The organism is Candidatus Magnetobacterium casense (assembly GCF_000714715.1).
Classification (GTDB): domain Bacteria; phylum Nitrospirota; class Thermodesulfovibrionia; order Thermodesulfovibrionales; family Magnetobacteriaceae; genus Magnetobacterium; species Magnetobacterium casense.
The window spans coordinates 28,730-48,718 of sequence record NZ_JMFO01000002.1 but is presented as its reverse complement, the minus strand read 5'-3'; the positions used below and the strand labels follow the sequence as shown (position 1 = coordinate 48,718).

18 protein-coding genes are annotated in these 19,989 nt (G+C 45.4%); 7 read left to right on the top strand and 11 right to left on the bottom strand.

Translation table 11 applies throughout. From position 1 onward, the window contains the following. Window positions 1–64 precede the first annotated feature (64 nt). Window positions 65–1,222 carry a glycosyltransferase family 9 protein gene (locus Mcas_RS01230; protein ID WP_156032989.1) on the bottom strand — a complete coding sequence of 386 codons (1,158 nt, stop codon included), beginning with the start codon at window positions 1,220–1,222 and terminating at the stop codon, window positions 65–67. A gap of 5 nt (window positions 1,223–1,227) precedes the next feature. Beyond that, on the bottom strand, window positions 1,228–2,484 hold the full coding sequence (locus tag Mcas_RS01225) for a metallophosphoesterase (RefSeq protein ID WP_040333572.1): 1,257 nt from the start codon (window positions 2,482–2,484) through the stop codon (window positions 1,228–1,230). Window positions 2,485–2,872: 388 nt separating this feature from the next. On the opposite strand from Mcas_RS01225, the gene Mcas_RS01215 reads away from it, so the two are divergent. The 7 genes from Mcas_RS01215 to Mcas_RS19090 all read left to right on the top strand — a co-directional run bounded on the left by Mcas_RS01215 (window position 2,873) and on the right by Mcas_RS19090 (window position 10,204). Then, entirely contained in the window at window positions 2,873–3,859 is a 987-nt protein-coding gene (locus Mcas_RS01215) for a hypothetical protein (RefSeq protein ID WP_040333569.1), read from the top strand. Further along, complete coding sequence (locus tag Mcas_RS01210; protein ID WP_040333567.1) at window positions 3,856–4,875, top strand: hypothetical protein; 1,020 nt, start codon at window positions 3,856–3,858, stop codon at window positions 4,873–4,875. The genes Mcas_RS01215 and Mcas_RS01210 overlap by 4 nt, the downstream gene beginning before the upstream one ends. A 2-nt stretch (window positions 4,876–4,877) precedes the next feature. Continuing rightward, complete coding sequence (locus Mcas_RS01205) at window positions 4,878–7,178, top strand: hypothetical protein (RefSeq protein ID WP_040333565.1); 2,301 nt, start codon at window positions 4,878–4,880, stop codon at window positions 7,176–7,178. Window positions 7,179–7,267: 89 nt separating this feature from the next. Further along, the gene (locus Mcas_RS01200) at window positions 7,268–8,596 is read left to right on the top strand and encodes an NfeD family protein (protein ID WP_200873604.1); all 1,329 of its coding nucleotides are present in this window, start codon (window positions 7,268–7,270) and stop codon (window positions 8,594–8,596) included. 59 nt (window positions 8,597–8,655) lie between these two features. Further along, complete coding sequence (locus Mcas_RS01195) at window positions 8,656–9,465, top strand: slipin family protein (protein ID WP_052566670.1); 810 nt, start codon at window positions 8,656–8,658, stop codon at window positions 9,463–9,465. A gap of 138 nt (window positions 9,466–9,603) precedes the next feature. Next, window positions 9,604–9,834 carry an AbrB/MazE/SpoVT family DNA-binding domain-containing protein gene (locus Mcas_RS01190; protein ID WP_040333564.1) on the top strand — a complete coding sequence of 77 codons (231 nt, stop codon included), beginning with the start codon at window positions 9,604–9,606 and terminating at the stop codon, window positions 9,832–9,834. Further along, window positions 9,782–10,204: a type II toxin-antitoxin system VapC family toxin gene (locus Mcas_RS19090; RefSeq protein ID WP_353740377.1), complete on the top strand. Its 423-nt coding sequence runs from the start codon at window positions 9,782–9,784 to the stop codon at window positions 10,202–10,204. The genes Mcas_RS01190 and Mcas_RS19090 overlap by 53 nt, the downstream gene beginning before the upstream one ends. A gap of 148 nt (window positions 10,205–10,352) precedes the next feature. On the opposite strand, the gene Mcas_RS01180 is transcribed toward Mcas_RS19090, so the two are convergent. The 9 genes from Mcas_RS01180 to Mcas_RS01140 all read right to left on the bottom strand — a co-directional run bounded on the left by Mcas_RS01180 (window position 10,353) and on the right by Mcas_RS01140 (window position 19,798). After that, window positions 10,353–10,874 carry a nitroreductase family protein gene (locus Mcas_RS01180; RefSeq protein ID WP_052566668.1) on the bottom strand — a complete coding sequence of 174 codons (522 nt, stop codon included), beginning with the start codon at window positions 10,872–10,874 and terminating at the stop codon, window positions 10,353–10,355. 17 nt (window positions 10,875–10,891) lie between these two features. After that, a complete protein-coding gene (gene tsaD, locus Mcas_RS01175) occupies window positions 10,892–11,911 on the bottom strand; it encodes a tRNA (adenosine(37)-N6)-threonylcarbamoyltransferase complex transferase subunit TsaD (protein ID WP_040333562.1) in 1,020 nt (339 codons plus the stop codon). A gap of 151 nt (window positions 11,912–12,062) precedes the next feature. Continuing rightward, window positions 12,063–13,580 (bottom strand): ABC transporter substrate-binding protein, encoded by a 1,518-nt coding sequence (locus Mcas_RS01170; RefSeq protein ID WP_081853506.1) that lies wholly within the window; start codon window positions 13,578–13,580, stop codon window positions 12,063–12,065. Between the two features lie 167 nt (window positions 13,581–13,747). Further along, window positions 13,748–14,905 carry a DUF6575 domain-containing protein gene (locus Mcas_RS01165; RefSeq protein ID WP_040333560.1) on the bottom strand — a complete coding sequence of 386 codons (1,158 nt, stop codon included), beginning with the start codon at window positions 14,903–14,905 and terminating at the stop codon, window positions 13,748–13,750. After that, complete coding sequence (locus tag Mcas_RS01160) at window positions 14,906–15,292, bottom strand: hypothetical protein (protein WP_156032987.1); 387 nt, start codon at window positions 15,290–15,292, stop codon at window positions 14,906–14,908. Window positions 15,293–15,724: 432 nt separating this feature from the next. Continuing rightward, the gene (locus Mcas_RS01155; protein ID WP_081853505.1) at window positions 15,725–16,543 is read right to left on the bottom strand and encodes a tetratricopeptide repeat protein; all 819 of its coding nucleotides are present in this window, start codon (window positions 16,541–16,543) and stop codon (window positions 15,725–15,727) included. Between the two features lie 24 nt (window positions 16,544–16,567). Next, window positions 16,568–17,461, bottom strand: coding sequence for a type II toxin-antitoxin system RelE/ParE family toxin (locus tag Mcas_RS16005; protein ID WP_052566667.1), 894 nt, complete (start codon window positions 17,459–17,461; stop codon window positions 16,568–16,570). Window positions 17,462–17,468: 7 nt separating this feature from the next. Further along, window positions 17,469–18,536: an AAA family ATPase gene (locus Mcas_RS01145; RefSeq protein ID WP_040333557.1), complete on the bottom strand. Its 1,068-nt coding sequence runs from the start codon at window positions 18,534–18,536 to the stop codon at window positions 17,469–17,471. Next, the gene (locus tag Mcas_RS01140) at window positions 18,536–19,798 is read right to left on the bottom strand and encodes a DUF262 domain-containing protein (protein ID WP_040333556.1); all 1,263 of its coding nucleotides are present in this window, start codon (window positions 19,796–19,798) and stop codon (window positions 18,536–18,538) included. The genes Mcas_RS01145 and Mcas_RS01140 overlap by 1 nt, the downstream gene beginning before the upstream one ends. Window positions 19,799–19,989: the final 191 nt, after the last annotated feature.

Sequence of the window (19,989 nt, the reverse complement as noted above, 5' to 3'; positions counted from 1 at the left end):
ACATTAGGGTATTTAGTAGCACCCCAATCAACCGTGGTCATGCCGCCACAGCCATTGTCTGTTTTTACAGCAAGAGTTTCTTCACGGCATCGAAGACGTCCTGTACGCTTATGTCCAACATGCAGGCGTGATGGTGGCGGTGACGACAGATGGCCTCGTCGCAGGAGTACCTGCAGGGGAAGTCCTTTTCTACGACCGTGTGAATATCGCCATATGGGGCCGTCTCCACGCTCTTGGACGGTCCAAAGATGGCCACCGTTGGGACCCCCTCACAGGCGGCCACGTGCATGGGGGCACTGTCGTTGCACACCAACAGTCTGCCGTGGGCAATCACACCCGCAAACTCCCTCAACGTAAGCGCCTCCGAAAGGTCAACGACACCGTGCCTGACCCGGCGCCTGACACCGGCAACGCTGTCCCTGTCCGCCCTCGAACCAAAGACCACAATTGGCATTGCGTACTCCTCCGCCAGCATGTCACAGAGCATGGCATAGCGATGAACAGGCCACTGCTTAAGCGGCATACGACTGCCCGGATGCAGGGCCAAAAAGGGCGGCTCGATCCCGTGGACATTGAGTATCTCCAACGCCCTGGCCCGTTCCTTTGGGGTCAGATAAAACCCCCAGTCGATCCTGTCAACCCTGCACCCCAGATACCCGACCAGTCCCATGTGATAGAGCACCTTGTGCCGCAACCCCTCGTATGGAACGACGTGGGTCAGCAGAAATCCCCCGCCACCGACGTCGTAACTCACCTTGCAGGTGGCCTTGAGCGGCCCCACCAAAAGCAGCAATTCACGAATATCTCCGCGGGCCTCGATCACAAGGTCAAAGGAGCGTCCTCGCAGCCCCCGCATAAACCTGACATAATCGAGTCTGGAGGAAGGATAGAACCAAAACGGATCGAAGGTAATGACCTCATCGACATAAGGGTTGGTCCGTAGCACCTCCGAGGCGGCCCTTGAGGTCAGAAACGTCACCCGAGCCTGTGGAAACCGCTCCTTGAGCGGACGCAGTATCGGCAGTGTCATGATCACGTCGCCTATGTAGCTGGTACGCACAACGAGTATCTCCCGGACGTCTGATTGTCCCGGCAGCGGGGCGGGAACTCCCCTGCGAGCTCCAAGCAGTTTGCCAGGCAGAAAGATGGCATTGCCCACAAGGTCGGCCAGTGCCGTGAGCAGGAGCTTTCTCCTGTTGATGATCTTAAACCGTTTGAACACGAGTCTCACAAAATGCTGACCGACGAAAAGCCGTCTGCGGAGTTATACAGAAATATCTCAGCCCCGCAGAACTCACCGTTTCTCTGTAGCCATCCCCCGGTGTTGTGCAGCGTAATGACTGACGGAGCACTCGAATCAGGTGTATATACGGCATCAATCCGTGGGGCGTTGTGGTCGTCCCAGGGGATAGGCTGATGCGTATGGCCAAAGATCACGCGCTCAGGGGCGGCAATCCCCAACCCCAGTCTGGCGTTGATGTCGCCGATCTCAAGCAGGGATGACATGTAATATCGCCTGAACCGTTGCCGTACCTCCTGCTTGTATATAAACTCATCGCTGTAGCGTGTGAATTCCGTATCCTTGAGTCTGTCTAACAGATCATCCTTGACTATGCCTGCTACGTAATTGACGACAAGCCCCTTCAGCCATCCCTGACCTGTCAACTCATCGATGTAGTTATCAAGGCGGCTCAGGTACTTGTCAACCCTGCCGATATTGCCATCCTTTACATCGACCTCCACCTGCCGGACAACCTTGGTGAGGATGCCCGCCTGACCAATCCCGGTACAGGCCAGTTGATTCAGCGGGTAATTCATCTCCACCATCTCTTCTATATCGACCGTGCCTAACTCCAGGTCGTCATACGCCACCTTGGCCATGGTCTCGCCCAAGACAGACCAGTACGCCTCAAGGTAGTGACCATGCGTCACCAGAACGGTCTCCTTGTCCGTGACGATGTACAGGTTTGGGTAGGCAAACTGGAACACGGTAGGGGTTGGACTTGTTATTCGATCAAGGAACATACCCCTGTGCTTATTGCTGAGGACAGGGTTCTTTGTCTTGAGGTCGAGGATAAAGGGGGTGTTGCCGCCAGAGGCCCTGTCATCAATGATGCCAGCCACGGAGTGGTCAAAGTTTTCAGGGAGCAATCCTCGTTCGAGTCTTTTGATAACGCTCTTTTGATGTTGAATCGTGTGCCATATATCTGCGTCGTGGTTTCCTGCCAGATAGATAATCTCTTTGGCTATGCGGTCCCGCTGTATTTGTTCGAAGAATATTTTTGCATATGGATAGACGTCCTCATAGTGGGCAATTGAAAGGTCTATGATGTCTCCGGCGAGGACGAGATAATCATTTTCGGTTCCAACGACTGTTTTAAAGGCATCATACTTTGGCCCCGGGACGGGGTTGCCATGTCTTTTTGTTACCATAACGCACTGGTCATCCCCCAGGTGGATATCCGACAAGATCGCAAATTTCATTAGCGTCGCTCCGTTTTTTTTATTTGATTGTTGCTCACCGTCCAATATTGATTTATAGAATTTAACATGTCTAATACATAAATGTCAAGTATATTTTGTAGAGAGCACGGCCCCCTTAACCCCGTAATACTTTTGCCCATGAAAAGTTTATGCATCCAATAGAAATCTGCTATTGACATAATTTTATTTTTTCTGCTAAACTAATGGTAGTCCTGCAGAGATAGTGATATTCAATACCCCTCCCTTGATGTCCATTGTGAAGGAAGGGTGTTAAGTTTACGGTTAACCACTACTTCTGCAGGACTACCAAACTAATATATGGTTTTGTTTTATAGCTGGACGTATGGAATAAAATATAATTTAATCGTTACAGGGAGGCGGAGAGTGAATGAAAAATGATATGGTTGACTTGTTGCTAAATGAACCTGTGGGGGTGATTATGGCGTGCAACATAGTAAAGTCGTCACATGAGAAGCTAATAAAAAACAACGAACTGAAAGAGTTTATGGGAAATGCCCTTGACGCGTTTATAGAAGACAGGGTTAAAACAACAGCAGAACTTGTTGCACAGTTAAGTGACGTTGCAAGTGGAATGCGCCCAATTGGGGGCAAAAGAAGGCAATTTTACTTTGCGTGTGGGAAACGGGTCGGCAATATGAGTAAGGGCAAATTTAGCACTATTTTAAGCGTAAGCACGCTAAAAAAGAGGTTGGTTTTGGATCCTGATTTGGATATAGCTCACAAGGCATTTGTATCCAACCATGATCCATTGGACCCAGCGTTAGAAGACGCTATTGGCAAACTCAATGGCAGACCATCCATATATCGACCAAATGCCAAACTTGGAGGTAGCCCTAATCGACCATTATTCTGGATCACCCCATCTGACAATATAAGTAAAAAACGTCTGCGATATCGTACCTATACAGCTCTCGGTAACACAATCAGAGATTTACTTGGACTTATCCACTACAAAAAAGGTGTACCTTTGGTTGAAATCCGAATACACGGAAGCAAGTTGCAGTCCCTCAGACATGCACGTCCTACCTTTGCTGATGCCGGAGGACACAGACGCTTTAAAATTTATACAAGTTCCGGTCGTGCCAAGAAAAAACCAGCCTGGGGCTGGACTGTAGACCTGCATCCATTTCACCTGAGCGGTTTCAGCGTCGATGGTGCAGAGGAACGTGTGGTGGAAAGTGCCTGTTTAGGTGCAAATCTTGAAACTGAATTTCAATTTTGTGGTTTTACAGATACTACACGAGGTAATACAGCTAAGGATAATGACGCAGAATTTGCTGATCGCCTCCTTTCTGACTTGACTACCTTGGGCTTGACTTATTTAAGGGATGAATTATTGAGGTTATTTCCATGACGCCTGACAGTAAACACGTAGAGGCTTTGGAGAGTTTTGATGACAAGAAATTTGCCCAATGGCTGCGCAGAGGTTTTGAAGATATAGAGGATACAAATCACAGTGCCAGACGTTTGGCGGCTTTTGCCCCTCTGCACTATTTCGTAGGTCGGAGAGATGACTTAATTGACGAATTGAGGGACATCTATGAACTACTATCGGAAAATACCCAAGAGCAATTTCGTCTTGGAATAGTTACAGCCCTTTCAAAACTACCTCCCAAACCTCGCTCTGTACCTGTTCTCAGAATGTTGTTACACTTGGCAGGAAGCATTCATGCTACAGAAATTCTGCCAACAGTTATGAAGCAAGCCGACGATAATTTTTTCGACATCCAAAAAGATAATATGGGGCGTGAATTATTCACCCTAACCGTTGATATCGTTGCCGGTATGTCACCTGATAAGCAGGTCGTTGGCGTATTACACAAATTGGCAGGTAGCAGATTCTTTAGGGATGGATATGCACCAATGACGTTTATAGGGCTATGCAGGGCAGAACCTGAAAAGTTCCCTGAACATCTGGCTTTGCTTCGTGGCAACTTTATGAGTTTGCACAAAAAGACGGGTACTGATGATGCCTACTTAACAGCCAGACGATTTGCTCATTATGTAGATACGCCTATAATCGCCGACAATCTTTATCGCTGTTCTTATTTCACAAATATTTATAATCTTGAAGCTGATAACTGGCTTGGAAAGGCATTGTTTGTTGGAGAAAAAGCTTCATTGGAATTTCAAAAACGGCACGATATTTTTAGAATAGCTCGTACAGACAGAAAAAAGAAACAATTTTTTAAGATTAAATATGACTCGTTGGACAGTTATTACGATTTGTATAATTTCATGAATGGTTGCATAGATTTTAACAATCAACTGCTCAGGAACAAACTAAAAAAGGGTAATTCTGACAATAAGATATACAATCTTGTGAGTTATATGGAAAAAATAAATCCAGATTTAAAAGAGGTGGCTTAAACATGACCGATCAATACTCAGACGACTTTTCGTACATAAAGGCTGCCGCAGAGCTTAGACTGAGGCTGGAACCGTGGAAGATTGACCAGAAATTCAAGAGTCAGGGTGGCAAAATCTTTTATGCCGTTGATACCGATATTGTTAAAATGTTTTCTGATCCATCTAAAATGAGCAAATACTCTACTGTTTTCCCTGGCGATGACAAACGTACACGTGAGATTTTAACCTGGGCGTTGGGCAGGTTTATCTTTTCTCAATTAACGGATGATAACCAGCCGCTTTTGATTATCCCTCCTCATCACCAGGAGCTTGAAAACGTGTTTATGAGTATAGCTCGCGATGCTTTGAAGGAAAAAGAAGAAATTGACTTAAGTCTGACCATAATGAATAAGTATGTGGAGCAATATCGGCAAGACAACAATCTGGATAGCTTAATTTCCAAGCTTAAGGAAGGTTCGCTTGACTTACTACTTTTTGCCTTTGGTGGAGGAAAGGGCGCCATTGCAGAACTATCACGTATCACAGATTTATTAAGGGATGACTGTATACTCCATGTTGAGCGTTATGCAGAAGATCGAGCTGAAGGTAAATGGGTCTTACCCATGCCACCAGATGATGACATACTTAAGAATTTGGCCAAGTATTGGTCAGAAAGGCTTAGTGAAACAAAGAGTAAGCTACGACCTCGTCCTCTGCTATTGGATGATGCGATGGTAATGGCTCGCTTAGGCTGGATGAACAACGAAATGGCTGAAGATAAAGTTCGTGTAGTTTTAGTTACCGGTGATCCAGCATTACAAAGAGCTGCAAAATATCATGTTGATGATGAACATACATTTGCAGACCTTTATATTCGTGATCCCAGGGTGTTTATGGCATCATCTGATTTTCTAAGAATTAAGAACACCCGTAAAGATATAAAAGATGAGAAAACAGAGAGAAAAGATGATCTGATTGGTTGGCTTGATGTTTTCCTTGCCCGTTACTATACAGATAATAGTGATTATCCTAAAAACCTGAAAGAAATAGAGCAACTTAAAGACAAAGACAGAAAGGAACTGGTGCAAGAGTTTATAGAAAAAGCCCCAAATTGTATGGTTAACTTAAAAAGAGATTGGAAAGAATGCGTAGAGTTAACCGCTATAAAATATAGCTTCAGTTCTGAGGAAGAACAGGTTAAGAGCTTTTTGAAAGTGCTCGAAGAAAAAGGTCTGGCTCAAATCAAAGAAAAAATTGAGTTGATGACCTCAAAAGTTTGGTTAGATTTTTGGAAATTTGCCTCTATTGCTGGTTTAGGATCTACAGGTATGTTTGAAGTAAATAAGAATATTAAAGGTAAGTTACATTTACGGGGGGTACCTGCCTTACGTCTTACTGTGGAGCCGTTTAAAACAATGGCAAGAGAACTTTGCTGCACACTGCGTCATCAAGACATAATTAGCCCCGATCAAAAATTCTTATTTGACAATATGCTTAAAATAGAACAAAGCGGCTATAGTGCATTTCTGATCCACGCACTTGCTTTCGGCGCCAAAGGGCGCTGGAATGTTTGCAGTATATTATCAAGATACGCACTAAACATTGCAGATGATAATGAGAAGAAAAGCAAATTCCCTAAAGATCATGAACCCATAACAGGAAATGAGGCTTGTTATCTGCTTGCCAGGGCAATACGGCATACAATAAAGACCTCGGAAAAATTATCCACAGTTAAAAAATACATGGAAGAGGCAAAGACACGAAAGGTCAGAGCTACTGGTGAAGAATTTGACTTTCGCTATGAAAGTGAATTCATCGGTATAGACATGACCTATCATTTTTTCAGAATCTTTATCGAAGAAGAAATCCCAGAGGGAATACCTGATCTTTCCCAATGCCAAAGCAAGATTATAGGCCTCCTAGAGAATCCCCAAATAGATAAGGGAGAAGAATATATCTGTATCACGGTAAAAAAACAATTGTTGGTATATCTTTTCTATGCCTTACTTCTGAGACAGTGCAAAGATAATGAACCTGGAATAGAAGAAGAGGCAAAGAAGGTAGCTGAAAAATGGTTACCTGTATTTGACTCTATACTAGGCCTAGATTCCGAGGTATGTCGTACGATAACCTGCTTTACTCACCCTGTCTATTTAGCTGCCAAGCACTATTATAAGTATGTACCACAAGTTAAGGACTGCTCAAAAATACCAGAGGATATAACTATAGATAATATTAAAGATTACTATGTGATGTACTATGATGAGCGTGTTTATGACTTATTTATAGATATAATAAAGGACCACATCAAAAGTCCCTACTGAAGTCCCTACTGACGCCCCCGATATTGCTGCTGCAATCACGCCTCCAGGTCAAAGGCAATAATTCTGTTGCATGAGGTTGAATTTTGTGTATGTCTTACTGTAAAATATTAAGCATGAAGAGGTTTTTTTTTCTTGTCCTGGTTATAATTCTAACGACACCGGCCTTTGCCGGAGAATCGGTTATGGCCATCAAGGTCAATGGCGTGATAGACCCTGTTTCTTCCGAGTTCATCACCAAGAGCATCGCCCGGGTCAACGAGGCCAAGGCAGACCACTACGAGGCGCTTGTCATTGAACTTGACACACCGGGGGGACTGGATACGTCTATGCGCTCAATCGTCAAGGATATCAACGCAAGCAAGACACCAATTGTCGTATTTGTCTCACCCTCGGGGGCCAGGGCAGCCTCTGCGGGGGTCTTTATAACGATGGCCGCACACGTAGCCGCCATGTCCCCGGGAACCAACATCGGGGCTGCCCATCCCGTGGCAATGGGATCCAAGATGGATGACACCATGGCCGAAAAGGTCACAAACGACTCCGTGGCATACATAAAGTCCCTTGCCGTCGCTCGCGGCAGAAACGCTAAATGGGCCGAAGACGCCGTCAGAAAAAGCGTCTCTATCACCGCCTCCGAGGCACTGGCACAGAACATCATCGATGTCGTGGCCGAAAACGTCAACGACCTCCTCAAAAAAATAGACGGCAAATCCATAAAAATCGACAATAAAGACATCACCCTCCGTACAAAAAATGCAAAGGTGACATACGAAGAGATGGGTCTGCGCCTGTCTATACTGAGCACAATCACCAATCCCAATGTGGCCTATATACTGTTGATCCTGGGCTTTTACGGCTTGTTCTTTGAACTGACAACCCCAGGGGCAATCCTGCCGGGGATCATTGGGGCCATATGTCTCATCCTTGCCTTTTATGCCCTGCAGAACCTGCCGGTAAACTATGCAGGATTGATGCTGATAATCCTTGCCGTTATACTTTTTGTGCTGGAGATTAAGGTAACATCGCACGGAGTTCTCACAATTGGGGGGATCATTTCAATGACAATAGGTTCTCTCATGCTCTTTGAGTCGTCGTCGCCTTTCGTAAAGCTCTCGATACATCTGGTGATACTGGCGGTGTTGACAACGACGGCATTTTTTGCCGTCCTGATAGGGCTTGCCTACAAGGCATGGAGGCGGAGACCATTAACCGGTACTGATACCCTTATTGGTATGACGGGTAGCTCGCAGACCGACATCCTGCCACATGAGGGCATGGTTATGATACGGGGGGAGTTGTGGAGGGCCTGTAGTGAGCATCATATCAGTAAGGGAAAGGAGATTACCGTGGTTGGTGTCTCAGGGTTAACCCTCAAGGTAACGGAAACGGGTACGAGCGGGTACCCGCAACGGCTATAGCAGGTGTGCATCAGGGCTTGACGGATAGTCCATAAAAAATATACAAGGGAGGTTTATAAATGTTTTCAGGATCGTATGCAATGTTTTTGTTATTTGCAGTGATGTTTTTTCTGTGGAGTGCAATCAAGATATTGAATGAGTACGAGCGAGGGGTTGTCTTCAGGTTAGGGCGTGTTGTTCCGGTCAAGGGGCCGGGATTGGTCTTGATCCTGCCAGTGCTCGACAGACTTGTCAAGGTGAGTCTTAGGACGGTGACGATGGACGTCCCCTCGCAGGACATAATAACCAAGGACAACGTCACGGTCAAGGTCAATGCCGTTGTCTACTTCAGGGTTATTGACCCCATACGAGCGGTAACGGAGATAGAGGACTACTATTTTGGTACCAGTCAGATAGCCCAGACCACGCTCAGGAGCGTCCTGGGGCAGAGTCACCTTGACGACCTGTTGTCCAAGCGTGACGAAATCAACTCCGAGCTTCAAAGGATTATTGATCAGCAAACCGAACCCTGGGGCATAAAGGTCACCGCCGTGGAGACAAAAAACGTAGACCTCCCCGCCGAAATGCAGCGGGCTATTGCCAAGCAGGCCGAGGCCGAACGTGAGCGCAGGGCCAAGATCATCCATGCCGAGGGTGAACAGCAGGCAGCTCAAAAACTTGCCGATGCCGCAAAGATCATTGCGTCGGAGTCCGGCACCCTCCAATTGCGCTATCTGCAAACATTGACTGAAATATCAGCCGAAAAAAACTCCACGATCATTTTCCCGCTGCCTATAGATTTAATTGCACCCTTTCTTGAGTTCTTCAAGCGCAACGATGAAAGACCAGCACCGGCGGTGAAACTGCCAACACGACCTCCTCAACAATAAAGAAAAAAGACAAGGAGGGTGGCGCTGACCCCTCTCCTTGCTCTCCTCCTTACTACTGCCAACCCATTAAAAATTGACAATACACCTCAGACAGTATTAACATATAATTAATCAAAGATTAAGTAAGGATGGATAATTATGTCAATACCTGTAAAGATAACATCAAAGGGGCAGGTAACGATCCCAAAGGAGATAAGGGATATATTAAAGACCGATGTAGTGGAGTTTGAGCTTAAAGATGGTAATGTTGTTGTCAAACCCGTCGAAAGTGTTTCCGGTGTTCTTAGCGAGTACTCAGAGGGATATACACCATTTGATGTTGCAAGAGATGAGACGTGGGAAAAGGTTGTGCGTGGCAGTCTTAGTTAACAGACTCCCTGATACAAACACTATTCTCAGATATCTCATTGGTGATAGTGTTGAGCTTCACGAGCAATCCAAGGTATTTTACGAGGAGGTAAGACTTGGACGCCAAAGAGCGATAATACTTGAGAGTGTAGTCGTGGAATGTGTCTACGTTATGACTAAATTTTATAATATTCCAAAGGAAAGAGTAAGCAAAAGTCTAATATCTCTTCTCCATTATAAGGGCATCATAAATAGCGATAGAGAAGAACTCATTGAAGCGCTAACGATATTTACCAACCGCAACATTGATATTGTTGACTGCGTATTACTTGCTAAGTCTAAGAGTTTAAACATCCCAATTTTTACATTTGACAAGAAACTAAGGAGTTAAAACGAACATGACCGACAAACTCTCTGCCATAACAACGCTGGTAGAGCGACTCCACGAAGCCGAGGTACTTTACCCCCCTGGAGTACCAAGAGGCGGAGCCGCCCCTTTCTTGTATTGCACGCCTTCGAAACGCTCTATAAGCTCATAGTCACCACGTCTCCCAGTGGATGTTTTCCTGTTTGAACTTGTCGGTGACGTGTCCCTTGTTTTTGGGGACGCCAATTGGGATAACGTTTAACGGGATGATGTTTTTTGGGATGTTTAATATTGCCCTGACACTTTCAACCCTGTCCTGCTCGGGGTATACTGCCGTCCAGACGGCACCTAGTCCCAGGGCATGCACGGCCAGGAGGATGTTCTCCGTTGCAGCACAGCAGTCCATCACCCAATAGTCCCTGCTGTATCGTTGGTCCTTATCGGGGACTCCACAGACGACGATGGCCGCTGTCGCCTTATCGAGCATCTTTGCATAGGGCAGCCTGGTACACAACTCATCCAGAGTATCCCGCTTGGTGACAACTACAAAGGCCCACGGTTGAATGTTCACTGCCGAGGGCGCCGCCATCCCGGCCATCAGAATCTTCGTTAAATCCTCACGGGATACCGCATCCGCCCTAAAAACCCTCACGCTGCACCGCGTCAGGATATTATCCAATGCCTTGTTTTCCATAGACACCTCACGTCGTTTTATTTTTTTGAGCCGTTTACAATAGGTATGTATGCCTTGGGGTTTAGTGTTAGATCGGCAAATTCACCCTTTTTGAGTGATATGTATGCAGCGGCAGCAATCATGGCAGCGTTATCAGTGCAGAGGGCCTTTGGGGGGATGATTGCCTCGATCTCCGGGGACAGGGTGCGGATAGCTTTTCTGAGGGCATCGTTGGCGGCTACACCACCGGTGATGGCCACGGCGGAGGCTCCCTGACTGTCGAGCGCCTGCTGCACCTTCCGGAGCAGACAATCGATTACAGCGGCCTGAAATGAGGCACAGATGTCCTCCAAAGGGGCTTTCTCCCTGGAGGTACGGAGGTAGTTCATCACGGAGGTCTTGAGGCCGCTGAAGCTGAAGTCAAGGCTGTCGGGCATGTATGCCCGCGGAAAATTGATGGCCCTGGGGTTGCCGTCTTTGGCCAGTGTATCGATAACCGGGCCTCCCGGATACCCCAACCCCAGCATCCTGGCAACCTTGTCATAGGCCTCACCGGCGGCATCGTCGCGCGTTGCCCCCAGCAGCGTGTACAGGCCATCACCATCGACCCTGTACATGCTGGTGTGTCCGCCGGAAACCACCAACGAAATGTAGGGAAACTTCATCGGGCGTTCCTCAATGAGATTGACGCTACAGATGTGCCCATGGAGGTGATTCACCCCTATCAGGGCAAGCCCGCACGCATAGGCAACAGACTTGGCAAAGGCACACCCCACTATCAACGACCCTATCAGCCCAGGCCCATGACACACTGCCACAGCAGACAGATCGCCAAACCCCACTTGCGCCTCCTGCATCGCCGCATCCACCACAGGCCATATCTGCTCCACGTGCCGGCGAGACGCTATCTCCGGCACTATGCCGCCATACTTACTGTGAAATGCACTCTGATTGCTGACCACGTTTGACAGCACATCCCTGCCATCTCTGACCACAGCCGCTGAGGTGTCGTCACAGGAGGTATCTATTGCAAGAATGAGACAACCGACATCAGACATCAGTTGAAGTAAATCATATCCATGCCTTATTATAACCTTATATGACCGGAAATAACAAACACCCTGTAGGCTACGGGTGCATAATAAGGGGTAGTGTTACAAACAACCGTGGTCATGTAGCCAACACCGTAAATAAGCCTTACCCTTCTGCTCACTTTGTATTTTCTATATCCGTTGCCTTGTCCATGTTGTAGATGGGGTAGAGGCGGAGTCCTTTTATCCAGGGCTGTGTGACGATGTAGTCATTGCGGTGCCAGAAGAACACGGCGGGGGTATCGATGGCCACGGCGTCTTCTGTGCGTTTGTACATTGCCTCTCTCTGCGGCGCTGCGAGTGTCCTCCTGGCCTGCTCTATCATTGCATCCACTTTCTGATTGCCGTATCTGATGCGATTGCCACCGGCGCCGAAGTTTGAGGAGTGAAACATCGGATAGAGGAAGTTCTCGGCATCGGGATAGTCCGCCCACCAACTGAGCCAGAACATATCAGGTTCGCCATTGTTTATAGCCACCTTGTATGCACTCCACTCCAGGATACGAATCTCCACCCCTATGCCCACCTGCCGCAGATAGTGCGCTATGATTTCGGCAATGTCTATCGACTCCTGGATGGCCGATACGTAAAACTTCAGATTCACGCTGGCCGCAATCCCCGATGCCCTCAAAAATGCCCGTGCCCTGTCAGGGTCGTAGGGGTAATAATCGGCCACCGCATATCTCTTCAGGACGGAGGGCACGGCAGAGGTGGCATAGCTACCCTGTCCCTGCAGATACGTCTGGAGTATCTTTTTCCTGTCAATGGCGCAGGCAATGGCCTTTCTCAGATTGGGGTTGTCAAGGGGTCTGCGGGAATTGTTCAGGCCAAGGTAGAACGTATTCAACCCCGATGCGTGAGCTACAAGCCCCGCATAACGTGTGTCCTTTGTGAGCATTGCATACGCCGATGCCGGCACACCAAGGACGTCGAGGTTACTCGTGAGGAATTCGGTCACCGCCGTTATGTCTTCGGGGATTATCCGGTAGACGATCCCGTTTATCCTGGCGGGGCGAGTGAAGTAGAGGTCGTTTTTTTTGAGTACGATGTCGTTGTCGGGTTCCCAGCGTGCCAGTGTAAAAGGTCCGGTTCCCACAGGGTGCAGGCCAAAGTCCTTGCCCAGTCTCTCCACCTCCGCCCTTGGAACTATGTAGGCCGCCGGCATCGTCAGACTCTTTAGAAATGGCGCAAACGGAGTCTTGAGCGTGACCTCTATCTCACCGGTTTGTATAACCTTTACGTCGGCGACGTTTTTGAACATCCAGGCGTTTGGCGAGTGCGTCTGAGGACTCATTATCCGACTGAACGAGTAGGCTACGTCATCGGCGGTCAGACTCCGGCCATTGTGAAACACGACGTCCTCACGCAGCGCAAACGTGTATGTCAGACCGTCGTCGCTCACCCGCCACTGCCGCGCAACGTCGGGCACCACCTGCAGACCGTCATCGAGTCGCACCAGACCGTTGTACAACTTGGCGGCTATCATCCCCCCCAGGACGTCAACAACATAGGCGGGGTCAAGTGTCGTAGGGTTGGTGCCGATCCGGCCATAGAGGTAACCGTCAAGCCTCTCTACCCCACCGGTACAGCTACAGAGAAGTACGGTCAGCAACAACGCTGTTAAGTACCTGCCCATAATTAATTTTACACGTAAAGAAGAAAAAAGGAGGGCGGCTCCACCCTCTCCTCAAACCTCCCCCGCAAGGGGAGGGGCGAGGCGCCCCTGCCACGAAGAAATCCCCTTGACCCCATAATGCTCAATTCTAAGTTTATATAAATATTTATGTCCATGTACTTAACGTATTATATTTCTTTATAGTTTATCAGATAAAGAGTTTTTTTCTCATCTCCGTTCCACGTTGTTTCTTCAATTTTCTCTTTACATTCCAGTAAATATCTCTTATTATCTATTACTATACCACTCAGGGAAGCAAAAGAACCAGGAGCGACTCCGCCTGAATAATCTTTGCCGTCTTCTTCATTTGCTATAGTCCATTGATTCCTCTTAGAATCAGCCTTAATGATCTTACCAGTCAATGATACAGTCTCTTCTAATAGTTCATTCTTACCAGACAATGCATTCAATAAAGGATTAATTTCTTTATAGTTGATTGTTCTCATATGCGATACCTCATCTGCCGGTTCTGCCCAATTATATCTTAGACCAGTTTCAGTTTTAACCATGTACTGAAGTAATTTAATGTATGTATTTGCTAAGTGACCTTTATTTTTTTGAATAATTTCCAATGCTTTTTCCGGTTCCTTAATCTCAGAGGTCACTTCATCTAATTTCCTAAATGCTCCTGAAATTTTAGACTGACCGAATAGATTGGTTTCTTTGAGCGGCTCAAATTCTACAATAAATGAGCCATTAGCAAATCCTGATACGTACATTGTGGGACTATAAATGTTTAAGTCGTTTTTTTCTTTTTTGTTTGAACTTGTAATAACGACTTTTCTGTAAGCATAGTAAATAAGTTTTTGGAAAAGTGATAAAAAATTACTTAACTTATTAGTCTCTATTTTCAGTATTTCTTCAGCTTCAGGTACTTCTATTGCTAATTTTATTAAAGCAGTATTTCTTTTTTTTGCTTCTGTAACTAATTCATTAGAACTTGTGTCAAAATTATCCAGAATAAACCCTTTACCTGGAAGTATATCTTCAGTAAGTTCTTCTTTATATAATTCAATTGGGATAGAGTCTTGTGAAAAATCTATTATTTTACATGTGTAGTATTCCTTTGTCTTTGACTCTAAAAAAATATCTCTGAGTGATGTTTTACCAAATTTAAAGTCATTTATGTCCTTCCGCCTGACAGGGGTACATAAATATCTGAAACCATCCACCCCCTCGCTCAGTAGATAGCACATATAAAAACATCCTATCTGATCCTCTCCCACAAATACTTCTGGTATGTCGTAAAAAAACAGATCTTCGATATATTTAACATAGCGACTCATTTACTCTATAACCTCACATACTGCTAGTGGTACAAAATCAGAATATATCCACCATGAAAAATGATGTTTATTATCTCCTGTCTGTTTTAATCTCCCACTTCTTGAATCAAGCGAGAGTTTTGCCAGTCTTTTACCCTTATGGGAAGGATTGTTTAAGAGTATTTTACAAGCCTCAGCCTTGTCAAAAATAGACACTGCATGTGCTCGACAGTTGCCAGCTTTGAAATAATTTGGGTGCAATTTCCTATGGGATTGGAAATCTGTTTCAGTTGGCGGATTTGTTTTCACCAAGCGAAAAAACTCCTTTCCTTCCGGCTCGAAAGCATCATCCGGAGGACAATCATCAGGGAGAACCTCAAGATATTCCATTGTTCTGTTCGCAACCATTTTATGCTATTTTCCTACAATTTAAGTTTTTAAAGAAAATACATAAATTAAGTTAGCACAAAGATAACAATATTGTCAATAGCCAAGTATAGATTATCAGGGCTAATTTGTTCTCCGTGGCCGTTGCCCATCCCACCCTCCCCTAGCCCCTCCCATAAAGGGAGGGGGATTGCGCTAGTGTCTCATAAATTTCCCTCCCCTTGTGGGAGGGATAAAAGGGAGGGGGTCATTCTAAAAAAAAACAGCCTGCAATCTTGATCTTCAGACAGAACAAATTAGCCCAAATATAGATTATAAGGCAACTACATATTTTCTCTCTGTCTGAGACTGTAAACGCTACCCCAATCTAAAGTCTACGCAGTATGGGGTCAAGGTAACTGGTCCACTTGCAGGGGAGGTCAAGAAGGGGGCGGAGCCGCCCTCTTTGTTCCCCTACTGATTGACGACACCGATGAGTTCCTTGCTTATCCAGCCGTGTTTGCCATCGGGACGGCTGACCTTGTACCAATTGTCCTTTGCCTGTTGTATGTGCACCTTCATCCCAACGGGGAGGGTGAAAAACACCGTTGCCTTGTCAAATGGCTCATACCTTGCCTCCACCTTATCCCTCAGCACAACCGCCTCACTATCATGCAGCGTAACACGCACGTATAACACATAAGAGGCCGCCACAAAGAGCAACAAGACCACCGACACCAACAGCACGGCATACCGCCTGATTGCCTCAACGTATAGCTTGCCAATCAAGATCACTATTGCTAGCAGATATAACGCAACAAGCATGACACAGATACCATTGATCGTCAACAGACCAAACGCCGTATCCAAGAACCTCCTCATCCGACCTTCCGGCTGAACCTTATCCCTGCCTGGCACCTGAGACAGGACGAACTCGTAGTTTGCCTTCAGATCGGCATCGTGGGGAATGAGCCTCATCGCCCTCTCATAGGACAGGATCGAGCGTCCGATGTCACCCGCCTTGAAGTAGCAGTTTCCGAGGTTGTAGTAGAGGTTTCCGCTCTCCACGCCGGTAGCAAGCAGACTTTCGTACCGGGCAATAGCGTCGTCGTACTTGCCCTGGGCGTAATAGACCGACGCCTGTTGAAAGACCTCCTTTACCTCGGCTGCCGTTTCTGCATCGGCATGGGAAGTCAGTGGTACCAGGAGAGCCACAAGCAACAAGATAAACACTTTTCCAGGCCAGAAAGAAGTCCCCCTGACTCCGTAATTCTTCACCCTGATGCTATACATAATTTATGTCCAAATGCTTATCTACTAATTAGTCGAATGTTCAGAATAAAGTTTATCAGCGAGGTTGATATGCTCGGTATAATCGTTGCTGTGCTTAATAAATCCTGTCAGGATAACAGGGGTTCCGTTGGAATCATTGGCAAACAGTATACGAATCTGCCCCCTCTGTGCATGGGGAGTTCCAACCCGTATCTCTTTCATGTTAGTAAACCGAGAGTCTTGAAGTGTATCGATAATTGGACGGCCTAAAGCAAAGTCATTATCATCGCAATATTTTATTTTTGTTTTTATCTTGTACTTATCTGCATCATTGCAGTCATTGTACCAATGTAGAAAAGGTTTACTGAAGACAGCATTAGGGGCGCAACTTTCGATGCTATCTTTTAAGTCTGCCAGGATAAGTTGCGCATGTTCTTTCCTTGATACGTTATACACCCTATACTCAGATGGGATATTTTCTTCGTTGTTGTTGCAGCAAAACACAATATGATGTTTTTTCCAGAATTCTTCCGTTGCCATACTGAGCATAATGGCATTTTTATACCATGCCAGACAGAAAACATCCAGGTTTTTTCCATATGGACGGTTGGGAAAATAGCAACTTAGTATAGACAACTTTTCGTAAGTAACTTCGTCAATATGATAAAGAAATGGTGCCCTATGTCTTATTGCTTCATTTATGAATCTGAAAAGATCACGTTTTTTACGTTTTAAATTTTCCTTAAAATCAGCGTATGTAAAACCTTCAGATAATTTAATGTTATCAGGACTATCCATGTCAAAATACAGTTCAAATGTGTCTTTGTTATCTTGTTTAAGACGCAGAATCCCTTGAAATGCATCAAACAACAGCTTATACGCATTGTTTTGATCAACTGTCAATGCACTTAAATGATTGAACATCAGTGAATATTTCATAGAACCACTATTCCCTTGCCAATATAGCTGTATTGTGCATTGTCTGATCAAAAAAGCCCTCTGGCCAATAATCTAACTCACCATTGGTATAGATATTTGGTTCTTCAACAATAGTAGTTCCGTCTTTATCCACGGAAAAATAATAGAACTTTGCCATATCGCATGATAACACTCCTTCCTTAATCGCTATGCGTATACCGTCCATCAGATGTTCGCTGTGCGTCTCTACTATGACTTCAACGCCGGAGGCAGCAGCCAGGGCAATCAATCGTCCAATGGCAGTCTGGGCCTTTGGATGAAGGTGAGCCTCGGGATTCTCCAGTAAGACAATAGCCCCGTTAGTCTCTTTTAACGTTTGCTTTTCTTTATCATTCCACTCAGCGGACATCCCCAATAGGGCAACTATAACAGGAAGGGTATAGCTCAACCCAAACCCTGTGTTTGTTGGTCGAAAATCGTTAATCTCAGCATAGGAGACATCCCTTCTATGGTCAACATTGTACTTAAATTCCGTATAAGGAGAGATTTCTTTAAGCCATGCCCTTACGTTATAGGATAGTGTTGTTCCCTCGGAGTCAGGGTGACTAAGCTGCTGAGGTATTATATCCCCTTCATGGCGCCAAAGAAAGTCTATGACGTGCTCACCATGTTGCCCCACGTCGATCAAGTCTCCTGCTGCATTGTGCATAGGCAAGAAAACACGTGGTCCCCAGCGGTCTGCACTTATATAACTCATAAATGGCATTTTGGATTTTACCGGTTCACATGGAATTATCTCCGTTTGGGTTAAAGTTGTGAATTTTACATTCATCTCAATACTTTCCCCGTTTTTTAATACACAGGCAATCTGCATAGGGTCAGACACGGCAGCCTTTATGCTTTTCATATCCTTTAACGTACCATGTTCCTGAAGCGTTGGTTCGCCATCTGTTGCCCATTTCCATAGCATCCGTATAGCCTGCAGAACTGTGCTCTTGCCTGAGCTGTTAAGACCGGTGAGCAATGTCATTGGCAGTAAAGGAAGTGTTTTACCTGGAAAAGATTTAAAATTAGATAGGCTGATTTCAGTTAACATTATGTCCTTTCTCCTTCTTGTTTAGCATACTTATCTATTATCTTGCCGAGATCAATATATCTGTCTCTGACTTTGGCAGACTGCGAACTATATCTTGATATGGTCCTTTCAAACTTCTGATCGTTCAATAGAACATTGTAGTCATTAAGAAAGGATGCTTTATTTCTTAATAGAGATTCGTAGCTATCTTTATCTAAATCAGCCAAGAGATTTCCCCATACCTCAAAAAGTGTCTTGTTTATCGGAGAACGTCTGTTATCATCAGAAAATGATTTTCTAAATGCGTATTCACCAAAAAGTTCACATGCTCGTTTCATTCCTTCAAAAAATCGTTTTTTCAACGTATCAATATCTTTGATCCGTATCTCTGATAGATGTTCTTGTTGTTTAGAATAATCCTTAAAAATCTTTTTGAATTCCTTTTCTTCTAATTCAGGCATAATATTTGTTAGTCTCATTGTATCGCTTAGGAATGTATCCATATCAGAAGTCTTCGGATAGCTTTCGTAACTGCGTACTGAAAAGGCAAGGAAGCGTAAAACCAGCTCTCTTGCAGCCATACGACTATCATCAACAGAATTGGCTGTGGCCTTTTTAAACTCCTCAGTTTCCACTAACTCTTCCAGGAGCCTTGTTGATTTTCCCTGGTAAAGGGCATGTTTTATCTCCTGAGATGTCAGCGGCATTCCTCCGGTATTAATGCGCTTAAATATGTTTCTTTTAACTGCTTCGGGTGTCCCTGGATGAATTATGGTAAATCTGAATTCAGTCTCTAAGATTCGATTTTTAATCAATTCCGGCAATTCTTTAAAAGTAACTTTATCGTATTCTGCGCCCCAAAATTCAAGGTCTACAAGTTGCAACCCTTTACCGCGGTCTTCCTCATTGCGTGTCTCCATAAATTGATTGCCCAGGACAAATTCCTTGATTGTGGTTAACCGCTGTAAGCCATCTACAACATCCCAGTAACCCTTTTCATCAGATGATACATAAAACATCGGTAGGGGTATCTTGAGCATTAAAGACTCGATGAGCTGACTCTTCCTTGTAATATCCCAGACTGCCTTTCTCTGGAAAGACGTAGCAAGTCTTATGGAGTCTTGTAGCAGACGTCGTAGAATAACATCCATTGCCACGTTTTTTACATCAATAGATATTCGTTCTGGGTCAAAAGGTTCCTGACTACGTATCTCCTCTTCTGCCTCAACACCGCTGGGGCGACCATCAGCCGTTGGTTCTTCATCATACCTACGTTGTTCCATTAAACAGCTCCTTTTTTTATTTTTCTGCTAATATTCTACCCTTTTGACAACAGGACTGTCAAGGAAAAACCAGATAAAATAAGATGGCTATGGTTTCGCACTTTCTGGATTCCTGCTTACGTAGGAATGACATAGAACAGCCAAAATAGCCATTTACTGTCATTCCCGTGAAAACGGGAATCCATTTTCAA